Below are 24,176 nucleotides of genomic sequence, written 5' to 3' on the forward strand. Positions count from 1 at the left end.
ATTTGTATGCAGAATGAGGAAGGATTTACTCTGTTAGAGATGCTATTAGTGATGGTTGTCATAACTATATTATTACTATTAATTATTCCGAATGTAGTTACACAGCGCTCATCGGTCCAAGGAAAAGGGTGTGCAGCTTACGTGAAAGCTATAGAAGCGCAAATACAAGTATATCAATTACAACATAATAAAATTCCATCGTTAAAAGAACTGACAGATGAAAAGTATATTACAACTGATAAGTGCCCGAATGGCGAATCTATTCATATTTCAGATGATGGCGCAGTATCAATTAGGGCGTTGTGAAACAACAGGGGTTTACTTTTTTAGAAATGTTACTCGTTTTATTTGCTATTTCTGTATTAAGTATAGTTACGTATTTTGGCGTGCATTCCTTATACGAGCGACAAAAAGTTGAACAATTTTTGAGGCAGTTTTCAAATGATATTTTGTATATGCAGCAATTAGCGATAAACCGTCAAAAGCACTATACATTACGTTGGCATAAAGATAGAAATATGTATGCTATAAAAGAGTCAGGTACAAAGTATTATATCGTCAAGCGAGAGTATGAAGAAGATATACAAATTGATTTGCATACGTTTCCAAATCCGATGACATATAATCCAAGTGGAAATATTAATAGAGGTGGTACGATTATAATTTCGTATAGAAATTATAAATATGAAATTGTATTTCAGCTTGGAAGAGGGAGATTTACGTATCGTGAAATGTCAAAAAGGATCCATAATGGCTGAAATGATTGTATCGTTAAGTGTTTTAATGATGGCTGTATCGTTACTACTACCGCAAACAGTATTAGTTATGCAAGAAAGAAAAAATATACAAATTCGTTATAAGGCAACTGGATTATTAAAAAAAGAAGCAGCTATATATATGTATGGAAATGAAGACAAGCGAATAATAGAAAAGAATATAAATGGAATTGTGTATTACACATATTGGGGAGGCAATGAAGTTTGTACCATGTGGAAAGATGTGAAAGACAGAATGATGGAACAATGCTTTTATGTAGGAGAAAAAATAAATTAGAATTTGGTTTTTCATTAATAGAAATGATTGTATGTCTGTTTCTATTATCAATATTTTTTTTGCTCTTTCCCCGCCTACATTTCATTGAAATGGAAAATAAACAGTCGAAAGGGTTAAATGATTGGGAGTGGGATGTGTATTTAGGGCAAATGCAATTGGAGTTTCGTGAAGTATCATCTGGAGAACAGCTATCATTTGAAAATGGAGAAAGTATTTTACGATTCCGATCGCGTAATGGGAGTGAAGTATCGTATGAAAAAGAGAATAGTCGTCTTATAAGAAAGGTAAATAGGCGCGGGAGGGAAGTTGTTTTACAAAATATTGGAACGGTTTCTTACAAACTAACACCTCATGTACTCATTATAAATGTGAAAGATACTAGTGGGAAAATATATGAAGGTGTAGTTATGCGATATAGCGAAATAGGAATAAACGTATGAGAAAGCAAAATGGATTTACAATGCCTGGAACGATTATCTTTCTTATTTTATTAACTTCTTTTTTTATATACGAAACAAATATGTTGTTTACAGATAAAAATTTTTATATAGAAATAGAACAAAAGTTTTTATTGGATGAATTACTTAACCGATCTATTACAGATATAAAAAAAGATTTACAGCAAAAAGAAAAAGAAGGTACATTTTTCTTTCAGTATGAAAAGGGAGAAGCGAGTGGAAATTATGTCTTTGAAAATGATTTAATTCTCGTTACGTTGCAGTGCACACTAAAACAGGAAGCTTTCTATACGGTGAGTTTTCGGTATAGAAAAAAGGATGGAAAAATAGTCGATTGGATAGAAGGATAATATGTGAAATATATGGAGATAAACCAGGATTTTCTATTGTAAATTGAATTGATTTTTTAGAAGAAATGGATAAATATAATGATTAAAAGTTTAAATTTTCTCAAAAAAGAGAAAGGTAGAAAGAATATGATATATTCATGCTATCCAATCATTATTTTTAGGGAGAATAGGGAAATGACAAACAACAATCAAATAGGTGAAAATAAGGAACAAACTATTTTTGATCATAAAGGAAATACGATTATGACAGAAGATAGAGAAATACACATTATTTCAAAATTCGAAGAACCTCTTATTGTCGTATTAGCAAATGTACTAAGTGATGAAGAGTGTGATGAATTGATTGAAATGTCTAAAAATAAAATGGAGCGTTCTAAAATTGGTTCATCACGTGATGTAAATGATATTCGAACAAGTAGCGGTGCATTTTTGGAAGACAATGAACTTACTTCAAAGATTGAAAAACGAATTTCATCTATCATGAATGTTCCTGCGTCGCATGGTGAAGGATTACACATTTTAAATTATGAAGTGGACCAACAATATAAAGCACACTATGATTATTTTGCGGAACATAGTAGATCAGCTGCTAACAATCGTATTAGTACGCTTGTAATGTACTTAAATGATGTAGAAGAAGGCGGGGAAACGTACTTCCCGAAATTAAATCTTTCTGTACACCCTAGAAAGGGAATGGCAGTATACTTTGAGTATTTTTATCAAGATCAATCACTAAATGAGCTTACGTTACACGGAGGGGCACCTGTAACGAAAGGTGAGAAATGGATTGCAACGCAGTGGGTGAGAAGAGGTACTTATAAGTAAAAGTGAGTGTTACGTTTTGTTCTTCATAGTATAAGAACAAAACGTTTTTTTATTAAACAAAGTAGCATCTTTCGTTATAATAACAATTAATAAATGACGATTGAGAGGACAGAAAATGAAATCTATATACATAACCGGCTACATGGGAGCAGGGAAAACAACAATTGGAAAAGCGTTAAGTAAAGAACTTCATATGGATGTTGTAGATACTGATCAAAAAATCGAAGAGAAGCAAGAGAAGGCAATTCGAAAAATTTTTGCCGAAGAAGGCGAAATGGCTTTTCGGGAATATGAAAGCGAAATGTTACGTGCGCTACCAGTCCATAATGTCATTATTACAACTGGTGGGGGAATTATTGAACGAGCGGAAAATCGCAAGTGGATGAAAGAGAACGGAACTGTCGTGTATTTATATTGTGATCCGCATGTAATTGCAGAAAGGCTTCGTGAAGATACGACACGTCCACTATTTCAAAAGAAAGATATAGATGCATTTGTAACGAAATTTGAATCACGCCGAGCTTATTATGAAGAGGCTCACATTTATATCGATACGACAAATAAGTCTGTAAAGCAAATTATGAATGAATTAAAGGAAAAGATTAATGTATAAAAAAGTGGACATACTAATCAAGTAGAGGTGATGATAATATGTCTACTAATGATTATGTTCGCTTTGTGACGCAGCAGTTTGTGTCGTATATGGATGCTCCAAAAGAAGATCGAAAACAAAAGAAAGAACAACGCCGTGCTGAAAAAGAGCCATTTATGAATAAGTGGTTTGGTGTTATGCCGCTGAGTGCTGCTTTGTTTTGCCGAAATGTAAAAAGTAAAAGAAAAAAATCAAGTTGAATTTTAGTCATATGTTTAGCAAACCAAAAATCCCCTAGTGTCGTATTACACTAGGGGATTTTTATTTACTGCACGGATTCTTGTTCTTCCGTAACGGCATGTATTTTATTGTTCACCCATACGAACCCTATTCCGATACAAATAGAAATGCCCCAGCCGACAGCGGTCATAATGGCTCTCATTTCACCATAGCCATCTACACCAAAAACAGAGATGAAATAAATTTTTAAGAAGCTTTTTAATATAAATTGCAGCCCGAAAAATAACGTTAAATATTGCAGTGCTGGATATATACGACTATCACGATAAAGCTCACGACTTTTGTCGCGATCATGGCCTTGCAGCGCTGCAATATCCGCAGCGAAATATAACATGAGTGGTTTTTTTATGAAAATTGTACAGATGACGATAATACCGAGTACGATGTGATAATATGCATCATTCCACAACATTCGTTCAGCTGAACCAGATAATAAATCTACCGTTGTATTAGAAATGAGTGTAATTAGAATAAAGAACCCTGTCACGTTAAACTGTTTTTCTTTTTTAAAGGTATACAGTGTATAAATAATCCCCGGAACAGAGGAAAGTAACATCGCGTAATAAGGATCGATATAAGGTTTTGCAAATTTCCAAATGAGGAATGGGATTACGAGATAAAAGACAAGATCTAATATAGCTTTTTTATTTTGATTCATACAAAGCCTCCTTAAGTCATACATATATTTTATAATATAATTTCTGAAAATTGTATAAGGTTTAATGGGAAAAGAAAAAATATATCAATTTTCGAGGGGTTAGTAGATTGAAAAAAATTGCCCCTAGCGTAGTAAGTTTTTTTAGTATATAATAAAGGAAACGCTTTCATTTTTAATTTGTTCACAAAATGGACGGAAAATCACATATTTACTATCGATATGTTGCTTTATAATGAAACTAATTAAATATACATGCATACAATATTGTGAAATAAATAACATAAATAATCTATATAAATGTAAACGTTATCAAAAGAGAGAGGTGGAGACAATGAGTAAATTTTTCTTCAATCATAATCCAGCAACAGTAGAGGATGGAAGGCTTGTTAAATATGCTGAAATTATTTATGGAGAAGGTGGCCGTTCTGTATTAGAAAATTTAATGGTGAAGGCATCTATCAGATTGCGTGATCGTTATCCGAATAAATCTGACGAGCAGATCTCGAACCTAGTAAATAAAGGCATCCATGATATGTTTCAAAAATATGTGAGCGAGTAAGAGTGGCCAATGGCTGCTCTTATTTTTTTGTATAAGGATTGTCACTCTAGCTGAAAATAAACATGTATTCTGAAAAACGTAAAAAGGAGTGGGAAAGATGAGCAATGGAATTGGACGTTCGAAAGAAAATCTTCCAACTGATGCAAATCATGTAAGCGCGAAGGATCGTGCGTATCAAAAACGCATGGCAAAGCAAAAACAACAAGAGCGTAATGAGGATAGAGAGTAACTCGAAATAAAGCTCCTTCTAAAGCAGAAGGAGCTTTATTTTGATAGAAAATGATTCGCGGTAACATAAAAGAGTCCACCGTTAATAATTTGCACTGTAATACGTGGTTCATACTGTTCTTGCAGAGCTTGTTTTTCAATTTCATAGCTCTCAGGAAGTTCGTCACTTTCTTCATAAAAACGGTTTAAAAGGTCTAAATCATGATTCCAACGCACTCTTGCTTCTTTTGCCCACGTATGGTCATCTTCTGCAATTATATTTTTTAAAGCGTCTTCTATGCGTTGTAAACCACTTTGAGGTTTAATGATGGGCGAGAGCGTAAAACAAAAATCAGGTATTTTTGGTGTAAGTTTAATGTTTGTTAATGTTTCATGAAAGTTTGCCATCATTGTTCCAGAAATGAGATGAATACCAATCGAGTGAAGGATGTCTTTTTTTCGATCACATTGATAGGAAACTTTTATATTAATACCGAGCCAAGGGTGGAGCGGTGTATGTGTTGCTCCATTATGTCTTACATCCTCATATAAACGTATGTATGAGCCTAATTCTTTTGTCGTTTGGAAAATTTGATGTAGACGTGGTGAACCGTAGTGAATAAGCTCACCATCATTTTCTTCATTTTCTGGATTTGTAATAAGAGTAAGGCGCATCGGATTCGGTACGCCTCCTGTTTTCTCAAGATAGTGCCAATAAAAAGGGCGATTCATTAATAATTTATCCATCTCAATTGTTAACTGTACATCTAATAAATGAGGAGAACGTTCTAAAATTTCACAGTTATTCGCCTCAAAGAAATTGTATAAGTAATTATGAATTTCATGTTGCTGCATAGCCTTGCACCTCAGCTTCATTTCGTTTCGCAAAGTCGATAATAGATGTTAAGTTTTCCATCTTAATTCTAATTTCACCTTCGCTTTTTGATTGCGCGAAAATTTCTTGAATGTGCGCGTCGATGTTTTTCATATTAATTCTCGTTAAAATTTCATCGAGTTCACCGATAACACGCTCGAATAAGTTGATTTTTTCATATAACAGTTTCAGAATATGTTCTTCAACAGTATGCTTTGTAGCTAAGTTATAAATATGAACATCATTCTTTTGACCGAGACGGTGAATACGCCCGATTCTTTGCTCAAGACGCATTGGATTCCATGGCAAATCATAATTGATCATATGGCTACAAAACTGTAAGTTAATCCCTTCACCACCAGCTTCAGTTGCAATTAATACTTGTGCGTGGTTTTGGAAAAGCTCCTTCATCCAATCTTTCTTCCCGCGTTTAAACCCGCCGCGGAATGGAACGGAAGAAATACCGTGTTGTTGTAAAAACCATTGTAAGTACATTTGTGACGCTCGATATTCTGTGAAGATAACGACTTTATCGTCAATTTCTTTTATAAGCTCAAGAGCTTTATTTGCTTTTGAGTTGAAAGGAATATGATTAATTTTGTCCATTAGCACATCGATATGTGGATCTTTTATATAATGTTCGTTTTCTTTCTGTCTTTTTTCTACATGCTTTTTCAATGAATAGTAAACAGCCTCACGACTACTACATGCTTCCCGTTTTAAAGTTAACGATGAGAAAGCAGATGTGAAGGCGTCTTGTCCTCGCCAATTTTCGATATCATTATATAGAGCTTGTTCTTGTTCATTAAACTCAACAAAAATTGTACGTACATGTCTCTTCGGCCAATCGATACCGGTATTATGTCGTCTATTTCGCACCATTACTTTGTTAATGAGAGCTTTTAAGTCTTCATCTGATTCGGCTGAGCGATTTTTGGAAGCGTAATATTCTTCAAAGTTGGATTGATTGCCTAAATGTCCTGGTTTTAATAAAGAAACAAGGTTAAAAATTTCATCAATCTTATTTTGAACAGGAGTAGCGGTTAGTAATAAGCAAAACTTCTTTTTTAATCGTTGTGCAAATTCATAGTTTTTTGTTTTATTATTTTTTAGTTTATGTGCTTCATCGATAATAATAAGGTCATATTCCAAGTTCAACACGATATCGCGATGTGGTGAACGTTTCGCAGTATCAATTGACGATACGATTACGTCAGCTTGTTCCCATGAGTAGCTTTTCTTTTGTGCTACAGCGGGAATGAAAAACTTTGTATTCAGTTCGTATGCCCATTGTGATACGAGAGAAGCTGGGACAAGTATAAGTACCTTTTTCACGAGCCCGCGGACCATGTATTCTTTCAAAATAAGTCCAGCTTCGATTGTTTTTCCAAGGCCTACTTCATCTGCTAGAATCGCTTTACCGTTCATTTGTTCAATCACATTTTGAGCGACTTCTAATTGATGCGGAAGCGGTGTGAAATGGGATAAATGTTTCGGTGCTTGTAGTCCATCAAAAGTAGGAACAAGTAACGATTTTTCTGTTTCATAAGCTAAGTGATATAAATCCCAGTTTGTCCAAGGACCATCTTCATCAATTCTATTTAAAAAATTGTTTTGCCACGTCCGATCTACGGAAATATCGACATTCATTACGACTCTCCCACCTTTTATAAACTAAAGTAATTATTTTTTAATGTATGATGATTTTCCTTAAAAGAAGGCATAATTATCGTTATTAAAGGCTATATGATAGACAATAATAAAGTATTAAATCTCAAAAGCTGTATTTATTGTGTTTTAACATAAAAAATTCTAAATTATTTTTTATGCTAGAATATTGATGAAATATAGCGAATGATGTTAGGATAATGGTGTGAAATGTGTGGAATCTTTCGTATTTTATCCAAGAAAGTGATTTTTTATTTACGCTTTCATAAAAAAATATAATGAGATTCCGTATATCCTATCTTTTCAGAATGAAAATGTTTAGAAAAGGGAAGCAACTTTTATTGATTTGTCAAAGCATAAGGGGGAGAGAGCATGATTACATTACAACGTACACCGTTATTTGATGTATACGCGAAGTATGGTGGGAAAACAATCGACTTCGGTGGTTGGGAATTACCAGTTCAATTTTCAAGCATTAAAGAAGAACACGAAGCTGTACGTACAGCTGCAGGTTTGTTCGATGTGTCTCATATGGGAGAAGTTGAAGTAAAAGGTGTAGATAGTTTAGCATTTTTACAACGTGTTGTTACAAATGACGTATCTACCTTAAAGGTAGGGGGCGCACAATATACAGCTATGTGCTACGAAAATGGTGGTACAGTAGATGATTTATTAATCTACAAACGTGGTGAAGAAGACTATTTATTAGTAATCAATGCATCAAATATCGAGAAAGATTACGAATGGTTAGCAAGTCATGTAATTGGCGATGCGACAGTAGTCAATGTTTCTAGTGAAGTTGCACAGCTTGCAATTCAAGGACCAAAAGCAGAAGGCATTTTACAAAAAGTTGTGTCAGAAGATTTGAAAGAAATTAAGTTCTTTAAATTTAAAAACGATATTCTTGTAGACGGAATTCCAGCACTTGTATCTCGTACAGGTTACACAGGTGAAGATGGATTCGAAATTTACTGTAAGAGTGAAGATGCTGCAAAACTTTGGGAGAAACTTCTTGAAGTTGGAGCAGAAGAGGGCTTAAAAGCATGTGGTTTAGGTGCTCGTGATACACTTCGATTTGAAGCAACATTACCACTTTATGGACAAGAATTATCAAAAGATATTACACCGATTGAGGCTGGAATTGGCTTTGCGGTAAAAACAAATAAAGAAGCAGACTTCTTTGGAAAAGCAACGTTAAAAGAGCAAAAAGAAAACGGTGCGCCTCGTAAATTAGTCGGCATCGAAGTAATCGAACGTGGAATTCCTCGTACGCATTACCCTGTATTTATTGGTGAAGAAAAAATTGGGGAAGTAACAAGTGGTACACAATCTCCAACGTTAAAGAAAAGCATTGGTTTAGCACTAATTGATGTAAAATACGCAGCAGTTGATACAGAAGTAGAAATTGAAATTCGTAATAAACGCGTCAAAGCAGTAGTTGTTCCAACACCATTTTACAAACGTTCAAAGTAACGGGGAGAGGGGTAGATTTCATGTTGCATCGTTATCTTCCAATGACAGAAGAAGACAAAAAAGAAATGTTACAAACGATCGGCGTTCAAACGATCGATGAATTATTCTCTGATATTCCAGAGAGTGTTCGTTTTAAAGGGGATTTAAAAATTAAAGAAGCAAAATCAGAGCCAGAGCTTTTAAAAGAGCTATCTCAAATGGCTAGTAAAAATGCTAACTTAAAAGAATACGCTTCTTTCTTAGGAGCAGGCGTATACGATCATTATGCTCCAGTAATTGTAGATCATGTTATTTCTCGCTCAGAATTTTATACAGCTTACACACCATACCAACCGGAAATTTCACAAGGGGAATTACAAGCAATCTTTGAATTCCAAACAATGATTTGTGAATTAACAGGAATGGATGTAGCAAACTCTTCTATGTATGACGGGGGTACAGCTTTAGCTGAAGCGGCAATGTTAGCAGCTGGCCATACTCGCAAAAAGAAAATTCTTGTATCTAGCGCGGTTCATCCAGAATCAAGAGCAGTACTTGAAACGTATGCAAAAGGTCAAAATCTTGAAGTTGTTGAAATTAATCATAAAGATGGTGTAACAGATTTAGACGTATTACAAAGTGAAGTAGATGATACAGTTGCTTGTGTAATCGTTCAATATCCAAACTTCTTCGGACAAGTTGAAAAATTAGCTGATATTGAAAAAATCGTTCATCAACAAAAATCATTATTTATCGTTTCTTCAAATCCATTATCATTAGGCGCATTAACACCACCAGGGAAATTTGGTGCTGATATTGTAATCGGTGATGCACAACCATTCGGTATTCCAACGCAGTTTGGTGGACCGCACTGTGGTTACTTTGCAACAACGAAAGCATTTATGCGTAAAATTCCAGGACGTCTTGTTGGACAAACTGTAGATTCAGATGGTAAACGTGGATTTGTATTAACGTTACAAGCACGTGAACAGCATATTCGCCGTGATAAAGCGACGTCTAATATTTGTTCAAACCAAGCGTTAAATGCATTAGCAGCTTCTGTTGCAATGACGGCACTTGGTAAACAAGGTGTGAAAGAAATGGCACGTCAAAATATTTCTAAAGCACAGTATGCAAAACGTCAATTTGAAGCGAAAGGCTTCACAGTAACATTTGCTGGACCATTCTTCAATGAGTTTGTTGTAGATTGCAAACGTCCAGTGAAAGAAGTAAACGATGCATTATTACAAAAGAATATTATCGGTGGTTACGATCTAGGCCGTGATTATAAAGAGCATGAAAACCATATGCTTGTAGCAGTAACTGAGCTTCGTACAAAAGAGGAAATTGACACACTTGTAAACGAAATGGGGGCTATCCAATGAAGAACCAAGACCAAGCACTTATCTTTGAAGTGAGTAAAGAAGGACGCATAGGATATAGCTTACCCAAATTAGATGTAGAAGAAGTGAAACTAGAAGATGTGTTTGAGAGCGATTATATTCGAGTAGAAGATGCAGAGCTACCAGAAGTATCTGAACTTGATATTATGCGCCACTATACAGCACTTTCAAACCGTAACCACGGTGTTGATTCTGGATTCTATCCACTTGGATCTTGTACGATGAAATATAATCCGAAAATTAATGAGAGTGTAGCTCGTTTCGCAGGATTTGCAAATATTCATCCACTGCAAGATGAAAAGACAGTACAAGGTGCAATGGAATTAATGTATGACTTACAAGAGCATTTAATTGAAATTACAGGTATGGATACTGTTACTTTACAACCAGCAGCTGGTGCACACGGAGAATGGACAGGTTTAATGTTAATTCGTGCATACCATGAAGCGAATGGTGACTTTAACCGTACGAAAGTAATTGTACCTGACTCTGCTCACGGAACGAACCCGGCATCTGCAACTGTAGCTGGTTTTGAAACAATTACAGTAAAATCAAATGAAAATGGCCTTGTTGACTTAGAAGACTTAAAACGTGTTGTAAACGAAGAAACAGCAGCACTTATGTTAACAAATCCTAATACATTAGGTCTATTCGAAGAAAATATTTTAGAAATGGCAGAAATCGTCCATAATGCAGGCGGTAAGTTATACTATGATGGTGCAAACTTAAATGCGGTATTAAGCCAAGCACGCCCAGGAGATATGGGGTTTGACGTTGTGCATTTAAACCTTCATAAAACATTTACAGGTCCTCACGGCGGTGGTGGCCCAGGTTCTGGTCCAGTAGGTGTGAAAGCTGATTTAATTCCGTACTTACCAAAACCGATTTTAGAGAAAACGGAAAGTGGTTATCACTTCAACTACGACCGCCCAGAAGCAATTGGTCGTGTGAAACCATTCTATGGTAACTTCGGAATTAACGTTCGTGCATACACGTATATTCGCTCTATGGGTCCAGATGGTTTGCGTGCAGTAACGGAGTATGCTGTATTAAATGCGAACTATATGATGAGAAGATTAGCGCCATTCTATGATCTTCCATTCGATAGACATTGTAAGCATGAATTTGTATTATCAGGTCGTCGTCAAAAGAAACTTGGTGTACGTACATTAGATATTGCAAAACGTCTGCTTGATTTTGGTTACCATCCACCAACAATTTACTTCCCATTAAATGTGGAAGAATGTATTATGATTGAGCCCACAGAAACAGAATCAAAAGAAACATTAGATGGTTTCATTGATAAGATGATTCAAATCGCTAAAGAAGTAGAAGAAAATCCAGAAGTTGTACAAGAAGCACCGCATACGACAGTCATTAAACGTTTAGACGAAACGATGGCTGCACGTAAACCAGTTTTACGTTATGCAAAGCCAGCTCCTGTACAAGTTTGATTAGAATAACAAAAGAAGAACTCGCTGAGGCGGGTTCTTTTTTTGTATGGATAATTTGTCCCGCATTAACGGACAGTAAACTTCCAACTCAAAACTTAGCTGGTGCAAAGAAGCCAGGTGGGAGATAAACTGTCCGTAAATGCCCGATTGGTTCAACTAATAATCAGTGGGGATGAACAAAAATCCCCACTGAATAAAGTTTCACTTTATGCAGAAATAGTGAAGAAAATGTTAAAAAAATATATTTTTTGTTTCCTAATGGTGTAAAGGTGTAGTTTTATAGGTAGTTTTGTTGAAAAAGTCGGTTTGATAAAAGTATTTATTTTTGTTAGAATTTTATTGAAATTAAGAAGATGTGATGAGGCAAAGATTACTCATTTTTATGTATATGTGAAAAAACGAACAAGACGGGGGTGAAAGTGTGGGATATCGATGTTATAGAATGGTATACCATTTAGAAAATGGAGAAACAATTAAAGATGTAAAAGAATTTTGCTATCGAGACCAAGGAAAAGTGTTAGAAAGAGTAGCAAATCGTGTAATGGATAATAGAGAAGTGACGGCGATTGATAAACAAGGAACAATCATTTCAATAGCATGTGAGGACATTGTAAAGGTAGAACTTGATTACATAACAGAAAGTTAACCTTGAGTCATATCGAATTATTCGATAAAATAAACTGTTGAATGGTGAAGTGAGAAGAGAGGAGTTTATCATGGGTAGTACAAGACACTTTTATATGTTTATCTTAGCGTTTGTTCTTGTTGTCGCATTAACGATTTACTTAATCGTTGACAGCAGCTGGTACAACACGGTTCATCCGGCATTCCTTCTGTTTATGTATATAGGAATTGCAGTAGTAAGTTTCGGAATGAGAGACGAGATGTTAGATCGCTTTGAAAAGTGATACATATACGAAAGACCAACAGGAAAATGTTGGTCTTTTTTTCTTGGGGAAATTTCAAAAAGGCACCTTCTTCAATAACGACAATACGAGAGCAGTAGTTTATAAAAAGAAACGCTATTTGGTACATCTTTTGGAGTATGTAATATAAAGCTGAAAACGATAACGAGAATAAGAAAGAGGAAAAATAAAAATAGGATTTGCTTATGTATAGAATTTTGCATATTATCCACTCCTTTTTTAGGTAGTATGTCCAAAAGAAAGGAGTGTATGAAAAATTTTAGGAGGGGAGAATGATGAACAAAAGAAAATGGTTATATAGAATAGGGGTATTTTTATTTTCAATCGGTCTCATATTAGCAAATTTTTATTCTAATATACCACCACTATTTCCAAGTTTGCATAAAGGGGTTGATATAAGTATTGCCATAATTGGTCTGTTTTGTCTTATCACATGTAACTTCTACAGAAAGTCTGAATGAATATAAAAAAGGACAGTTATTCTTTTTCAGAAATACTGTCCTTTTTAAATAACTTATTCCATAGTTTGGCGATACTCCATATAATGACGATTGCAATGGAGGCGATAATGGACCAAACAATCGATATAATTTCAAGTGTCATGTTAGGAAGGAATGTGAGAATGGATAATACTTTATGAAACAATGATTCTATTATATGAAAACTTATTTGTAATAGAATGAGGATACCAAGTGTGATCCATGCTAATATTTTCTTTCCTTTTTCTTTCCACATGACATTCACCTCACGTTAGCTTAATAGTTTTAAGCCAACAGCGCCGCATAGAATACAGCTTAAGAAAGCAAGACGACGCCAATCCGCTGATTCTCGGAAAATGAGAATGCCTAGAAGTGCACTTCCAGCAGTTCCGATTCCAGTCCAAATTGCGTAAGCAGTTCCCATCGGTAATGTGTTCATCGCAAGAGATAAGAAGAAGAAGCTTACGCCGAAGTTAGCGATTAAAATAACTTTTGGTGCCCAGCCTTTCTTTTCAGTGGCTACTTTCATAAAGAGTACACCAATAATTTCACAAATACCAGCTAGAATTAAAAATACCCAAGCCATTTTATGCGGCCTCCTTCGCTTCTTTTTCTTCTGTTACTCGTTTTAAACCAATTACTCCGAAGAAGATTAAACCGATTAATAAAACTTTTACGATAGAGAAAGGTTCTCCGAAGATGAAAATCTCTGTAAGAACGATTCCGCCAGCTCCGATTCCTGTAAAGACTGCGTATACAGTGCCGACAGGTAAATCTTTATAAGCTCTAAATAATAAGACGAAACTAATTGTAATTAATAGAGCAACACCAGCCCATTCAAGTGGTGCCTCTGCTTTTTTTAGTCCAATCACCCAAAATATTTCAATAATACCAGCGATGATTACATAAATCCATGCCATATGTCATTTCTCCTTCCTACCAGTCGTTAGGTAAAGGGCTTAAAAACGACGCATTGCAAAGGAGCAATCCGTCAGTTTGAAAGTCCGCGCCAAAATACTTTCCAAGAAGCGTCTAAACGTGTCTCAAAACGATTTAAACCTGCGTATAGTAGTTCAACCATAAGACCGTCGAGTAAGCATAGAAAAGCCTCTAAGGCGTCTTTTACTTCAATGTTATGCAGCTCATCTTGTTCGCTTGCTCTTTTAAATACAGGGAATAAAAGTTTTCCGACGTTTTCAATGTGTACATTTGCTTTATTAATAATTTGTTCGCGAAATGCATCAGGCGGAAAATAAGAAGTTCGTAACCAAAACATTGATTCTTCACTTTCACCAAATCGTTTTGCATACCCTTTTAATAATTTTAAAAGCAATTCTTCAGTGGACGAATTGGAAAAGCTTTCGATATCGCCTGTGAAGCTCTGCAAATCTTTTTGAAGAGCAGATTCTAAGCATATGAAATATAGCTCTTCTTTTCCTTTAAAGTGTGCGTAAATCGATGGTTTTTTAATCCCAACTTCTTGAGCAATATTTGCCAATGAAGTTCCTTCATAGCCGTAGCGTGCGAAATGAGAAAGTGCTACAGCTTTAATGCGGTTTGCTGTCATTTTCATCCCCTACCTACCGTTCGTTAGGTTCATTATATGAGATGGGAAATATAAAGTCAATAGGTGAAGAGCTGAGAAAGAGCGTTATAAGTAACGCTCTTTTTAGACAGTCTCTCGCTCAATTAAATGGAATGAAAGTTCTTTTGCACTGCCGACAATTTGCTCGCTTTGGATCTGCTTATGGAATAAAGAAAAAGCATGTGAGCCCATTGCGAGACCGGGATGTTCAATTGTGGAAATTTCTAATGCCTTTGAAATTTCATGATTATCAAATCCAAGGATAGCAAGGTCTTCAGGTACTCGAATACCATGTTTTCGAGCCTCTGTTAATAAACCAGCTGCAACTTGATCGTTCGCTGTGAAAATAGCAGTTGGACGATTTTTCATATTTAAAATACGATGGAGTATTTGTGCTCCGTCCTGCATTGTATAGCATTGGTGGAAAATCCATTCAGGATGCAACGTTTTGCCTTCGTTACGAAGTGTATCGGCGAACGCTTTTTCGCGCTCCATGGAATTTACACTTGTTTTTCTTGCTAAACAAATTCCGATTTTTTCATGGCCTCTACTTAGTAAATAGGCAGTACCAAGACGGAAACCTTCATAATGATCTACGTAGATGGATGAAATGAGGGGATGCTTCATTTTTTCACATGAAATAATAGGGGCAAATTTTGCGAAAGGTTCGATTTGTTCCCAAGAGCTCGTTCGGGAGCAAATAATCATCCCATCAAATTGTTTCATTTTCATCATTTCAAGAACACGAATTTCTTCAAGGCTATCGTAATTTGTTTGGCATAAATTAATGTGATATCCAGCTAATAATGCTTCGTTACCGATTCCTTCAATAATGGTACTGAAGTAGGGGAGGTTAATGAAAGGAAGCATAACGCCAATTGTATATGTTTTCCCTCTTATTAAATGGACAGCATTTATATTTTTTGCGTAGTTTAATTCTTCAACAGCATCTAGAACACGCTTACGCTTTTCTTCTTTTACGTAAGGGTGATTATTCAGGACACGAGAAACAGTTGATATCGATACACCAGCAGTTTTAGCAATTTGTTTTATATTGGCCATATGTATCACCTCTTTCACTTATTATAAAGGGAAAATAATAAGAAAGAAAAAATCTTGACCTGAAAAGCTTTTCACAAACTATGGTATTAATAAGACTTCTTTTTATTCGCGTAACCTTTTCACTTGGGCGTAAGAATGATAGGGGTCTTTTTTGTTTGCAAAAAGTGTTGTCAAAATGTGTGAGAATAACGTAGAAAGTTTTCAAAGGTGGAGTTTGATGACAAAGCGAATATGAAGAGCATATCAACGCTTCGTTCGTTAAGAGAGCGGTATGAAAGGGCGGAAACAAATTGAAAAAAAGAATCATTTGTTTCGTGTTTTCTAGTTTTGTACTTAGTTCGTGTTCGTTTCAGCAAACGATGCAAGAAGAAAAACACTTTGTGGGAACAACAGGAGGAGCTATGGATCGTGTTACGGATCCTATTCCGCTAAAGGAACTTCCAAAATATTTTCCGGTGAAGTTTAAAGTTCCAACGTTTTTACCGTACGACATTACAAGTGATGTGAAGGGTGAAGTAAGAACGCTTGGGAAAAAGAACGCTGTCTTAACGATTAAATATAAACAGAAGGAGCCAGGTAGAAATGAGTATATTGAGTTAAATGTCGCGAACTTTCCTTATAGTTTTCCGGATCTTATGGAAGAGAAGCGATTTCAAGAACAAATGAAACTGAATAATGGAACGTCTGCTTATTTTAAAAATAAAGATGATTATGAACGTGGTGACGAATTTGCTACGCTTATATGGAAAGAGAAAGGAATTGAATATCAGCTGCTGTATCGGAATGTAGAAGAGAACGATGAAAAGGTAATCAAGCAGAATTTATTATACATTGCGAATAAGATGAAATGAAAAAACTAGCTGATTTATTCAGCTAGTTTTTTGTATGTTATTATTTCTTTTTAATTTTGCCTGTCCAAGATTTAAATCCACCTTGTAATTGGTAGAAATCTTTGTAGCCTTGTTTTTTTAAGTATTGCGCTGCACGACCTGTACGGAATCCGCTTTGGCAATATAAGTAAACAGGTTGATCTTGACGAAGTTCTTTATGGCGAAGGCGAATTTGTGATAACGGAATGTTACGTGCACCTAAAATATGCCCTGCGTTATATTCGTCTGCTTCACGAATATCGATAAGCTGTGCTTTACGGTAGCCAGCGCGAAATTCTTCTTCTGTAAGAGTTTTAATTAATTTTTTCTGATAGAAGTACATCCATACAGTGTAGCCGATAAATGCTACGATTACGGCTAATAAAATAATCCAAGTTGTTGACACGATTCTATCGCTCCCTTTTTTCTTATCCTACTTTCAATATTATAATGCCCTTATGTATTTATGCAACAGATTCATTTGCATATAAGAAGAAATTTCGTATTCTTTCACAAATTTTGTCGAATTTGGTAGACTAGAGAATGTGAAAAATAATTGGTTATATGAGGTGCAGGATGGGAAAAGAAAAATGGTGTTATATTAACTCTGGTCAATGTTCACCGGCATTTAATATGGCGTTAGATGAATGTTTATTAAATTGGCAAAGTGAAAAGAAAATGCCACCAACAATTCGTTTTTATGAATGGGAAGTACCAACATTAACAGTTGGGTATTTTCAACGTGTTGAAAAAGATATTAATATGGATGTAGTTAACGAAAAGAAATATGGATTCGTTCGTCGTCAAACAGGCGGCAGGGGTGTACTACATGACAAAGAGTTAACGTATAGTGTTATTGTGTCTGAAGATCATCCGAATATGCCGAAAACAGTTACAGAAGCGTATCGTGTTATCTCGCAAGGTTTATTAGATGGTTTTAAGGCATTAGGGTTAGAAGCTTATTATGCAGTTCCAAAAACAGAAGCAGATCGTGAAAATTTAAAAAATCCACGTTCAGGCGTATGTTTTGATGCACCATCTTGGTATGAAATTGTAGTGGAAGGACGAAAAATTGCTGGTAGTGCTCAAACACGTCAAAAAGGTGTTATTTTACAGCATGGATCGATTCCATTAGAAATTGATTTAGATGAACTATATGATCTATTTTTATTCCCAAATGAACGTGTGAAGGAACGTATGAAGAGTATGTTCTCTTCTAAAGCAGTAGCAATTAATGAATTAACAGACCGTACATTTACGATAGAACAGTTAATTAAAGCGTTTGAAGTTGGCTTTGAAAAAGGATTGGATGTAGAACTTGTTCCATATGAATTAACAGAAGAACAGTTACATGAAGTTCAAACGTTAGCGAAAGAAAAGTATGAAAGTAATGAGTGGAATTATAAAAAATAAGAGATGGCAATTGCCACCTCTTATTTTTTTATAGTAAATTAAGTACTTTTTCTACTTTGATTCCTTTATCTTGTAAAGAACGAAGGCGACTTACAACGTCCATAATTTCTTTGTCAAATGTAACGCTAATACCTTGGCTTTGTAGTTCTTCTTTTAAGCTTTCAATAGAATCATCTATGTCGATGCCAAGCTCGTAATCTTGACAAACTTCAATTGTCTTTTTCACGAGTTTAACATAATTTTCTTGTAGTTTTGAATTTGTTTCAGTCAAAGCAGGCTGCTTCGGTTTTGCAGGAGCAACCGGTGCTGTCTCTTGCTTTGTAACTGGAGTAGGGACTGCTTTTTTCACAGGCGCTGGAGTAGCTAGTTCTACAGCTGCTTCTACGCTTACTGGCTTCGGTGTCGGTACCGGAGTAGGCTTAGGTGCCATAGCAGGTGTTTCCACACGCGTAACAGGCTTAGGAGCAGGTGTAATTGCTTTTGGAGCTTCTACAACTACTTCTTTTTTTGGTGCTGCTTCTACCTGTGTTTCTTCTTGCTCGGCAGCTTCTTTATTTTCTTTACTCCACATAACGCGTTCAATTTCTAGAGAAACATTGTTTTTGTTCATCGCTGTTAATGTAACTTTACCAACTTCAGCGTTTCCAGTGAAATCAACAATTTTATAAATAACACTCTTGTTCCAATCCACGTTTCCGCTCAAAAATAATTCTTCGTTACATTTCGGCGTTAAGCCCTCGATTTTAATTTCTGCGTTTACACCGTTTTCACTATATACCATAATTAGCGAAGCATTTACATCTTCGTCTGCTAACATTAGTTCACGTACCATTTTGCCGGTGCGTACTTGCGTTTTCTTCTTAACTGACATCTAATTTCTCCTCTCAAAAATTCAGTAATAATAAAAAAATCGTATAACGAAAAATAATTGCTCACGAAGATTTATGATACCGATAATAAAAGCATCACGTCAACAATTAACTTTAATTATTTTGCATTTTTCTTATTTTCTTTATGAAATTTTTCAATTTGTAAAATTAGACAGAAGAAAAAACAGCCTTTTGAAGGGCTGTTAAAAATTTGATTTTTTATATAAGAATTTATATAAAGCATAAAATAGGATAGCGATTAAGGCATTTTGCCAAAAGGTTAGATGATAAATGAGATAAGGTTGTTTTTTAAAATAAATATTTAAAAATATAGCGGAACAAGACGGGATAGCAAATGCGAATCCAAATAGAATTCTTCTTTTCCAATTCATTTTCTGATCAAAGGAGTACCGCTTTAATAAATATAAAATAAATAGTATACCTAGTATAATTATTGAAACAGACGAAGTAGTTCCAAGGATACTAAAAGGTGGACTTATTATTTCGGTGTTCTTTTCAAAAAAGAAAACGAAAAGAGAAGCAATGGTGTCCATTCCAAACTGTATAGCGAGAAGTAAGCTAATAACAAAGCCGATTAAAGAAGTTTTTTCTAACATTGTTTGAACCGGCAAAGCCGATATGAGTTCATCACAATAAGATTGTAAGTCATCACCAAAAATGTCATAAGCATTTTTATTTTCTGTTTGTGCTTCGATGAGATGGTCTAATATTTCTAGTAATAGTTCTTCTACTTGTTGCTCTGGCACGTTAGATAAACGAAGATAAACTAACATATCGCTATAAGCAACTTCATTTTCAGGTGTTAGAAGCTCACGTTTTTTATTATTCAATTCAATCATGTCTTGTGCATTCATCCCTATCACTCCCCCTGTAATAAGTTATTTACCGTAGTTGAAACCATTCCCCAGCTTTGTTTAAATTCTTCAAGCTGCTCTAATCCTTTATCGGTTACGTGATAATATTTTCGTTTTGGACCGAGTGAGGAGGCTTTTAATGTTCCTTCAATCAATTTTTCTTTTTGCATACGTAACAATAACGGATATATGCTTCCTTCGCTTACGAATGTAAATCCGTGTTTATTTAATTTTGTGCTCAGTTCATATCCGTACACTTCTTCTTGTGAAATGATGTATAGGATGCAACCTTCTAGTACACCTTTTAACATTTGGCTGTGCATGATTTCACCACCTTTTACTCAGGTAACTTGCGTTGCAAGGTAGCTGTTATCCAAATTATAACATTCAGTAACTTGCAACGCAAGTTACTGAAGTGGAAAACTTTAATGCGTGTTAATTTTTCAACGTTTCCCATACTAACGAGAGGGAGGGAAGCACATGAAACCATTTATGCCAAAACTCGTTTACTTTGAACCAAAGGCACTTGAATATCCGCTTGGAAAAGAGCTTTATGAGAAGTTTACGAAGATGGGATTAGAAATTCGTGAAACGACATCCCATAATCAAATTCGAAATTTGCCGGGTGAAAATGATTTGCAAAAGTATCGTAATGCAAAAGCAACGCTTGTCGTTGGGGTGAGGAAGACATTAAAGTTTGATACTTCAAAACCGTCAGCTGAATATGCAATTCCGCTTGCAACAGGGTGTATGGGACATTGTCATTATTGTTATTTGCAAACGACACTTGGGAGTAAGCCTTACGTTCGCGTGTATGTCAATCTTGATGAAATATTTGAGAAGGCACAGCAATATATGGATGAAAGAGCACCTGAAATCACAAGGTTTGAAGCTGCTTGTACATCAGATATCGTTGGGATTGATCATTTAACACATGCATTAAAGCGGGCGATTGAATTCATTGGAGAAAGTGAGCATGGGCGTTTGCGTTTCGTTACGAAATATTCGCACGTTGATCATTTGTTAGATGCAAAACATAATGGGAAAACGCGTTTCAGGTTTAGTATTAATTCACGGTATGTAATTAAAAATTTTGAACCAGGGACATCACCGTTTGAAGAAAGAATTGAAGCTGCTCGTAAAGTAGCAGGCGCGGGTTATCCACTTGGTTTTATAGTTGCGCCACTTTATATGCATGAAGGATGGGAAGAAGGATACCGTGAACTATTTGAGCGACTGTACAATGCGCTGAAGGATATGACGATACCAAATTTAACGTTTGAATTAATTCAGCATCGTTTTACAAAACCAGCGAAAAAGGTTATTCAAGAGCGTTATCCAAATACAAAGCTTGAAATGGATGAAGAGAAGCGGAAGTATAAATGGGGACGATATGGCATCGGAAAATATGTATATAAAAAGGATGATGCAGCAGTATTGGAAGAAACGATAAGAGGTTATATAAATGAATTTTTTCCTAATGCAGAAATACAATATTTTACTTAAGGGGGGTCTGTATGCAAATACAGATTCTTTTTTGTTTTATATATTTAGGCTCGTTTTCAACTTGTCACGTTATTCTTTCTGGTGTATCATTTTATTGATTGCTTCGTACGGAATAAGCAAAATGAACTTGGATGGAGGAAACCGATGCCTACCCCTAGTATGGAAGATTATATTGAACAAATTTATTTGTTGATTGATGAAAAGGGTTACGCCCGCGTATCTGATATTGCTGAAGCGCTTAGTGTACATCCATCCTCTGTAACAAAAATGGTGCAAAAATTAGACAAAGATGAATATCTAATTTATGAAAAATATAGAGGGCTTGTATTAACAACAAAAGGTAAAAAAATCGGAGAACGTCTCGTATATCGTCATGACTTGCTAGAGCAATTTATGCGTATTATCGGTGTGGATGAAAGTAAAATTTACAATGATGTAGAAGGAATTGAACATCATTTAAGTTGGGAAGCGATTGATCGCATTGGTGATTTAGTGCAATACTTTGAACAAGATGCAGTCCGAGTGGAAACACTTCGCGGTGTTCAAAGAGCAAATGAAGAGAAAAGTAATTAAGGGGAACGTATGGCGTTTCCTTTTTTATTTCAATTCGAAAAGGATGGGAGAATTATGAAAGCAATTATTTTTGATTTTGATGGATTAATTGTGGACACAGAAACGATATGGTTTCACTCTTTCAGAGATGCTGTTCGTGAATACGGCGGGGAACTACCTTTAGAGGAATTTGCTAAATGCATTGGAACAACAGATGAGGTACTTTATACATATTTAAATGATCAATTAAAAGAGAAGTTTAACAAAAGTGTATTAAAAGAAAAAGTGGCAACTTTACATAAAGAGAAAATGAGAATACCAGAAGCTCGTGACGGGGTAAAAGAATATTTAGAAGAAGCAAAAGAAATGGGATTAAAAATCGCACTAGCCTCTAGTTCTTCTAGAGAATGGGTTATTCATTTTTTAGAAGAGCTACAAATTCGAGAATATTTTGAAGTAATTAAAACGAGAGAAGATGTTGAGAAGGTAAAACCAGATCCAGCTCTTTATCGAGTTGCAATAGAAGAATTAGGAATTAAGCCGTCTGAAGCTGTTGTATTTGAAGACTCATTAAATGGATTGAGAGCAGCAGTTGCAGCGGGATTAACGTGCGTTGTGGTACCTAATGATGTGACACGGAATTTACCGTTTGAAAATCATCATCTTCGAATTGAAAGTATGAGAGAGAAAAGTTTAAAAGAAGTGCTTCAAAGTATAAAAAAAGACCGTATTTCCTAAAAGGAAGCACGGTCTTTCTTTTTGCTTTTTTTGCCTTCAATGACAGTTAAATGAGACTGTTTTCTTTTTCGTTTCAAAGTGGAAGAATTCCCTTTTTTACTTTTGTCATTAGAAGTATTTGACTTAAAGAAAGAATTGCCTAGGGGTGCTACATTTTGTTTCCCATGTTTGCGGTTCGATTGTTTTGCCGCACGCTTATATGAGCTTTGCGAATTTGCGGAACCACTGGAATTTGTAAACATCTTGTATAGCAAGTAAAAGATACCGACAACAAGTAACATGTACCCGATATTTCTTAATACACCCATGGGATTTGTAATAACAGATGAAACAAGGCCGAATATTGCCAATCCGATAATAAGCACAAATATAGCGAAAGTAAACGAACGACCGTTCATAAGGGACACCTCCTAAAAACATATATTGAAATTAGTATATTAACGATGAGGAAAGGAGTTGAACACCATTTTTAAATAATTATTGTTTGTTCTCTAAACGTAATAATTCTTCAAACGATGCAATTGCTACTTCCACTTGATCATCTGTTGGTTCTTTCGTTGTTAATAGTTGTAGCCATAATCCAGGATATCCAAGTACGCGTAATACGGGAATATCTCGTAATCGATTTGTAAATTGTAATACTTCAAAAGAAATACCAAGTACAACTGGAATTAATAAAATTCTGTTTATAACTCGTGCCCAAAGAGGATCTGTAGGGACTAGGAAATAAACGAACATTCCAATAATGACTGTAAATATAATAAAGCTACTGCCGCATCTATAATGGAGACGAGTTTGCTTTTGAACGTTTTCTACAGTCAGAGGAAGGTTATTCTCGTAAGCATTGATTACCTTATGCTCTGCACCGTGATACTGAAATACCCGCTTAATAAGTGGGGTTAAAGAAATAAAGTATATATAGCTCAATAATAGCATGAGCTTAATGACACTTTCGACAATGATTTGCCCAGTATGAGATGGGAAAATCGGTCTCGTTAATTCAGCTAATAGTGCAGGAACTGCTGTGAAAATGACTTTACCGAATATAAAAGATAAAACGCCAACAGCTGCAACTCCTAATACCATCGTTAATTTTGATTGTTCTTCTTTTTTATTTGCAATTTGTTCATCATCTTCTGGGTGGACGTCAAATCGTTCTGAAGCGAAGTTTAAATGCTTTGCTCCATTCGCACTTGCATCCACAATAGCGGCAATCCCTCGTAAAAATGGAATTTTTTTTAGGGTAGATAGTACTTTATTACGAACGCGTGGTAATCGATAAAATTCAATCGATTTATCTTTACGACGAACCGCTGTAACAGTATATTCTCTACCGCCAAACATAACTCCTTCTATGACCGCTTGCCCGCCATATATTTGTTTTGACTCTTCTGCCATGTTAACACCAACCTGTATTTGTTTCTCTCTTATGTAGAAAAAGAGGCAATT

37 protein-coding genes are annotated in these 24,176 nt (G+C 35.4%); 22 read left to right on the top strand and 15 right to left on the bottom strand.

Annotated elements, in window-relative coordinates; translation table 11 throughout:
* The first annotated feature begins 6 nt into the window (after nucleotides 1–6).
* From comGC to MKY38_RS00830, 8 genes are all read left to right on the top strand, one after another.
* A complete protein-coding gene (comGC, locus tag MKY38_RS00795; RefSeq protein WP_001178684.1) occupies nucleotides 7–306 on the top strand; it encodes a competence type IV pilus major pilin ComGC in 300 nt (99 codons plus the stop codon).
* On the top strand, nucleotides 303–758 hold the full coding sequence (gene comGD, locus MKY38_RS00800) for a competence type IV pilus minor pilin ComGD (protein WP_114555867.1): 456 nt from the start codon (nucleotides 303–305) through the stop codon (nucleotides 756–758). Before comGC ends, comGD begins: the two co-directional genes overlap by 4 nt.
* Entirely contained in the window at nucleotides 751–1,053 is a 303-nt protein-coding gene (locus MKY38_RS00805) for a type II secretion system protein (RefSeq protein WP_114555868.1), read from the top strand. Before comGD ends, MKY38_RS00805 begins: the two co-directional genes overlap by 8 nt.
* Complete coding sequence (gene comGF / locus MKY38_RS00810; protein ID WP_114555869.1) at nucleotides 1,023–1,493, top strand: competence type IV pilus minor pilin ComGF; 471 nt, start codon at nucleotides 1,023–1,025, stop codon at nucleotides 1,491–1,493. Before MKY38_RS00805 ends, comGF begins: the two co-directional genes overlap by 31 nt.
* Nucleotides 1,490–1,861 (top strand): competence type IV pilus minor pilin ComGG, encoded by a 372-nt coding sequence (gene comGG, locus MKY38_RS00815; protein WP_001231318.1) that lies wholly within the window; start codon nucleotides 1,490–1,492, stop codon nucleotides 1,859–1,861. Before comGF ends, comGG begins: the two co-directional genes overlap by 4 nt.
* Nucleotides 1,862–2,035: 174 nt before the next feature.
* Nucleotides 2,036–2,686, top strand: a complete 651-nt coding sequence (locus MKY38_RS00820) for a 2OG-Fe(II) oxygenase (protein WP_000183857.1) — start codon at nucleotides 2,036–2,038, stop codon at nucleotides 2,684–2,686.
* A 115-nt stretch (nucleotides 2,687–2,801) separates the two neighbouring features.
* Nucleotides 2,802–3,299 (top strand): shikimate kinase AroK, encoded by a 498-nt coding sequence (aroK, locus tag MKY38_RS00825; protein WP_114555870.1) that lies wholly within the window; start codon nucleotides 2,802–2,804, stop codon nucleotides 3,297–3,299.
* 38 nt (nucleotides 3,300–3,337) lie between these two features.
* On the top strand, nucleotides 3,338–3,538 hold the full coding sequence (locus MKY38_RS00830; protein WP_114555871.1) for a YqzE family protein: 201 nt from the start codon (nucleotides 3,338–3,340) through the stop codon (nucleotides 3,536–3,538).
* Nucleotides 3,539–3,603: 65 nt separating this feature from the next.
* Here the strand turns inward: MKY38_RS00830 and MKY38_RS00835 are convergent, their stop codons facing one another.
* Nucleotides 3,604–4,236, bottom strand: coding sequence for a VC0807 family protein (locus tag MKY38_RS00835; protein WP_001073111.1), 633 nt, complete (start codon nucleotides 4,234–4,236; stop codon nucleotides 3,604–3,606).
* Nucleotides 4,237–4,377: 141 nt separating this feature from the next.
* Nucleotides 4,378–4,494 (bottom strand): hypothetical protein, encoded by a 117-nt coding sequence (locus tag MKY38_RS00840; RefSeq protein WP_001987222.1) that lies wholly within the window; start codon nucleotides 4,492–4,494, stop codon nucleotides 4,378–4,380.
* Nucleotides 4,495–4,567: 73 nt separating this feature from the next.
* Between MKY38_RS00840 and MKY38_RS00845 the strand changes: the two genes are divergently transcribed.
* Entirely contained in the window at nucleotides 4,568–4,795 is a 228-nt protein-coding gene (locus MKY38_RS00845) for a hypothetical protein (RefSeq protein ID WP_000032702.1), read from the top strand.
* 97 nt (nucleotides 4,796–4,892) lie between these two features.
* Nucleotides 4,893–5,024, top strand: coding sequence for a hypothetical protein (locus MKY38_RS00850; RefSeq protein ID WP_000064668.1), 132 nt, complete (start codon nucleotides 4,893–4,895; stop codon nucleotides 5,022–5,024).
* Nucleotides 5,025–5,059: 35 nt separating this feature from the next.
* On the opposite strand, the gene MKY38_RS00855 is transcribed toward MKY38_RS00850, so the two are convergent.
* Nucleotides 5,060–5,857, bottom strand: a complete 798-nt coding sequence (locus MKY38_RS00855; protein ID WP_001183964.1) for a YqhG family protein — start codon at nucleotides 5,855–5,857, stop codon at nucleotides 5,060–5,062.
* The gene (locus tag MKY38_RS00860; protein WP_001100037.1) at nucleotides 5,844–7,526 is read right to left on the bottom strand and encodes a DEAD/DEAH box helicase; all 1,683 of its coding nucleotides are present in this window, start codon (nucleotides 7,524–7,526) and stop codon (nucleotides 5,844–5,846) included. Before MKY38_RS00860 ends, MKY38_RS00855 begins: the two co-directional genes overlap by 14 nt.
* 390 nt (nucleotides 7,527–7,916) lie before the next feature.
* Here MKY38_RS00860 and gcvT point away from each other — a divergent pair, with 390 nt between their 5' ends.
* The 7 genes from gcvT (at nucleotide 7,917) to MKY38_RS00895 (ending at nucleotide 13,240) form a co-directional block, all read left to right on the top strand.
* Nucleotides 7,917–9,017, top strand: a complete 1,101-nt coding sequence (gene gcvT, locus MKY38_RS00865) for a glycine cleavage system aminomethyltransferase GcvT (protein WP_000631769.1) — start codon at nucleotides 7,917–7,919, stop codon at nucleotides 9,015–9,017.
* Nucleotides 9,018–9,037: 20 nt separating this feature from the next.
* A complete protein-coding gene (gcvPA, locus tag MKY38_RS00870; RefSeq protein ID WP_000903240.1) occupies nucleotides 9,038–10,381 on the top strand; it encodes an aminomethyl-transferring glycine dehydrogenase subunit 1 in 1,344 nt (447 codons plus the stop codon).
* Nucleotides 10,378–11,853, top strand: a complete 1,476-nt coding sequence (gene gcvPB / locus MKY38_RS00875) for an aminomethyl-transferring glycine dehydrogenase subunit 2 (RefSeq protein WP_000795703.1) — start codon at nucleotides 10,378–10,380, stop codon at nucleotides 11,851–11,853. The genes gcvPA and gcvPB overlap by 4 nt, the downstream gene beginning before the upstream one ends.
* A complete protein-coding gene (locus tag MKY38_RS00880; RefSeq protein ID WP_075677897.1) occupies nucleotides 11,850–11,981 on the top strand; it encodes a glycine dehydrogenase in 132 nt (43 codons plus the stop codon). Before gcvPB ends, MKY38_RS00880 begins: the two co-directional genes overlap by 4 nt.
* Nucleotides 11,982–12,295: 314 nt before the next feature.
* Nucleotides 12,296–12,499, top strand: coding sequence for a DUF3929 family protein (locus MKY38_RS00885; protein WP_000262496.1), 204 nt, complete (start codon nucleotides 12,296–12,298; stop codon nucleotides 12,497–12,499).
* Nucleotides 12,500–12,569: 70 nt separating this feature from the next.
* Complete coding sequence (locus MKY38_RS00890; RefSeq protein WP_000535933.1) at nucleotides 12,570–12,761, top strand: hypothetical protein; 192 nt, start codon at nucleotides 12,570–12,572, stop codon at nucleotides 12,759–12,761.
* Nucleotides 12,762–13,051: 290 nt separating this feature from the next.
* Nucleotides 13,052–13,240: a hypothetical protein gene (locus MKY38_RS00895; protein ID WP_114555872.1), complete on the top strand. Its 189-nt coding sequence runs from the start codon at nucleotides 13,052–13,054 to the stop codon at nucleotides 13,238–13,240.
* 16 nt (nucleotides 13,241–13,256) lie between these two features.
* On the opposite strand, the gene MKY38_RS00900 is transcribed toward MKY38_RS00895, so the two are convergent.
* The 5 genes from MKY38_RS00900 to MKY38_RS00920 all read right to left on the bottom strand — a co-directional run bounded on the left by MKY38_RS00900 (nucleotide 13,257) and on the right by MKY38_RS00920 (nucleotide 15,905).
* Nucleotides 13,257–13,514 carry a DUF3975 family protein gene (locus MKY38_RS00900; protein WP_000265368.1) on the bottom strand — a complete coding sequence of 86 codons (258 nt, stop codon included), beginning with the start codon at nucleotides 13,512–13,514 and terminating at the stop codon, nucleotides 13,257–13,259.
* 15 nt (nucleotides 13,515–13,529) lie between these two features.
* Entirely contained in the window at nucleotides 13,530–13,844 is a 315-nt protein-coding gene (locus tag MKY38_RS00905; RefSeq protein ID WP_000312623.1) for a DMT family transporter, read from the bottom strand.
* Nucleotide 13,845: 1 nt separating this feature from the next.
* Nucleotides 13,846–14,178, bottom strand: a complete 333-nt coding sequence (locus MKY38_RS00910) for a DMT family transporter (protein WP_000312339.1) — start codon at nucleotides 14,176–14,178, stop codon at nucleotides 13,846–13,848.
* A gap of 71 nt (nucleotides 14,179–14,249) precedes the next feature.
* Nucleotides 14,250–14,831 (bottom strand): TetR/AcrR family transcriptional regulator, encoded by a 582-nt coding sequence (locus MKY38_RS00915; protein WP_002005730.1) that lies wholly within the window; start codon nucleotides 14,829–14,831, stop codon nucleotides 14,250–14,252.
* Nucleotides 14,832–14,927: 96 nt separating this feature from the next.
* Nucleotides 14,928–15,905 (bottom strand): LacI family DNA-binding transcriptional regulator, encoded by a 978-nt coding sequence (locus MKY38_RS00920; RefSeq protein ID WP_006921543.1) that lies wholly within the window; start codon nucleotides 15,903–15,905, stop codon nucleotides 14,928–14,930.
* 314 nt (nucleotides 15,906–16,219) lie between these two features.
* Here MKY38_RS00920 and MKY38_RS00925 point away from each other — a divergent pair, with 314 nt between their 5' ends.
* Complete coding sequence (locus MKY38_RS00925) at nucleotides 16,220–16,756, top strand: hypothetical protein (RefSeq protein ID WP_033695179.1); 537 nt, start codon at nucleotides 16,220–16,222, stop codon at nucleotides 16,754–16,756.
* A 40-nt stretch (nucleotides 16,757–16,796) separates the two neighbouring features.
* Here MKY38_RS00925 and MKY38_RS00930 read toward each other — a convergent pair whose 3' ends face one another.
* Nucleotides 16,797–17,180, bottom strand: a complete 384-nt coding sequence (locus MKY38_RS00930; protein ID WP_000108653.1) for a rhodanese-like domain-containing protein — start codon at nucleotides 17,178–17,180, stop codon at nucleotides 16,797–16,799.
* 170 nt (nucleotides 17,181–17,350) lie between these two features.
* On the opposite strand from MKY38_RS00930, the gene MKY38_RS00935 reads away from it, so the two are divergent.
* Entirely contained in the window at nucleotides 17,351–18,187 is an 837-nt protein-coding gene (locus MKY38_RS00935) for a lipoate--protein ligase family protein (protein WP_000514081.1), read from the top strand.
* A gap of 28 nt (nucleotides 18,188–18,215) precedes the next feature.
* On the opposite strand, the gene MKY38_RS00940 is transcribed toward MKY38_RS00935, so the two are convergent.
* The 3 genes from MKY38_RS00940 to MKY38_RS00950 form a co-directional block, all read right to left on the bottom strand.
* Complete coding sequence (locus MKY38_RS00940) at nucleotides 18,216–19,058, bottom strand: hypothetical protein (protein ID WP_000111895.1); 843 nt, start codon at nucleotides 19,056–19,058, stop codon at nucleotides 18,216–18,218.
* Nucleotides 19,059–19,259: 201 nt separating this feature from the next.
* Nucleotides 19,260–19,931, bottom strand: a complete 672-nt coding sequence (locus tag MKY38_RS00945) for a DUF1129 family protein (protein ID WP_341047848.1) — start codon at nucleotides 19,929–19,931, stop codon at nucleotides 19,260–19,262.
* 5 nt (nucleotides 19,932–19,936) lie between these two features.
* Nucleotides 19,937–20,254 carry a PadR family transcriptional regulator gene (locus MKY38_RS00950; RefSeq protein WP_000556083.1) on the bottom strand — a complete coding sequence of 106 codons (318 nt, stop codon included), beginning with the start codon at nucleotides 20,252–20,254 and terminating at the stop codon, nucleotides 19,937–19,939.
* 157 nt (nucleotides 20,255–20,411) lie between these two features.
* Between MKY38_RS00950 and splB the strand changes: the two genes are divergently transcribed.
* From splB to MKY38_RS00965, 3 genes are all read left to right on the top strand, one after another.
* Nucleotides 20,412–21,437, top strand: coding sequence for a spore photoproduct lyase (splB, locus tag MKY38_RS00955; protein WP_000802121.1), 1,026 nt, complete (start codon nucleotides 20,412–20,414; stop codon nucleotides 21,435–21,437).
* 144 nt (nucleotides 21,438–21,581) lie between these two features.
* Nucleotides 21,582–22,010 carry a transcriptional regulator MntR gene (gene mntR, locus MKY38_RS00960; RefSeq protein ID WP_001143084.1) on the top strand — a complete coding sequence of 143 codons (429 nt, stop codon included), beginning with the start codon at nucleotides 21,582–21,584 and terminating at the stop codon, nucleotides 22,008–22,010.
* Between the two features lie 54 nt (nucleotides 22,011–22,064).
* A complete protein-coding gene (locus tag MKY38_RS00965) occupies nucleotides 22,065–22,727 on the top strand; it encodes an HAD family hydrolase (protein WP_025687934.1) in 663 nt (220 codons plus the stop codon).
* On the opposite strand, the gene MKY38_RS00970 is transcribed toward MKY38_RS00965, so the two are convergent.
* Nucleotides 22,724–23,125, bottom strand: coding sequence for an SA1362 family protein (locus tag MKY38_RS00970; RefSeq protein WP_001014463.1), 402 nt, complete (start codon nucleotides 23,123–23,125; stop codon nucleotides 22,724–22,726). The genes MKY38_RS00965 and MKY38_RS00970 overlap by 4 nt on opposite strands.
* Nucleotides 23,126–23,204: 79 nt before the next feature.
* Nucleotides 23,205–24,125, bottom strand: a complete 921-nt coding sequence (locus MKY38_RS00975; protein WP_000807121.1) for a DUF1385 domain-containing protein — start codon at nucleotides 24,123–24,125, stop codon at nucleotides 23,205–23,207.
* Between the last annotated feature and the right edge of the window lie 51 nt (nucleotides 24,126–24,176).

It is taken from the genome of Bacillus sp. FSL R5-0585 (genome assembly GCF_038004545.1).
In the GTDB taxonomy this organism is placed as follows: domain Bacteria; phylum Bacillota; class Bacilli; order Bacillales; family Bacillaceae_G; genus Bacillus_A; species Bacillus_A cereus.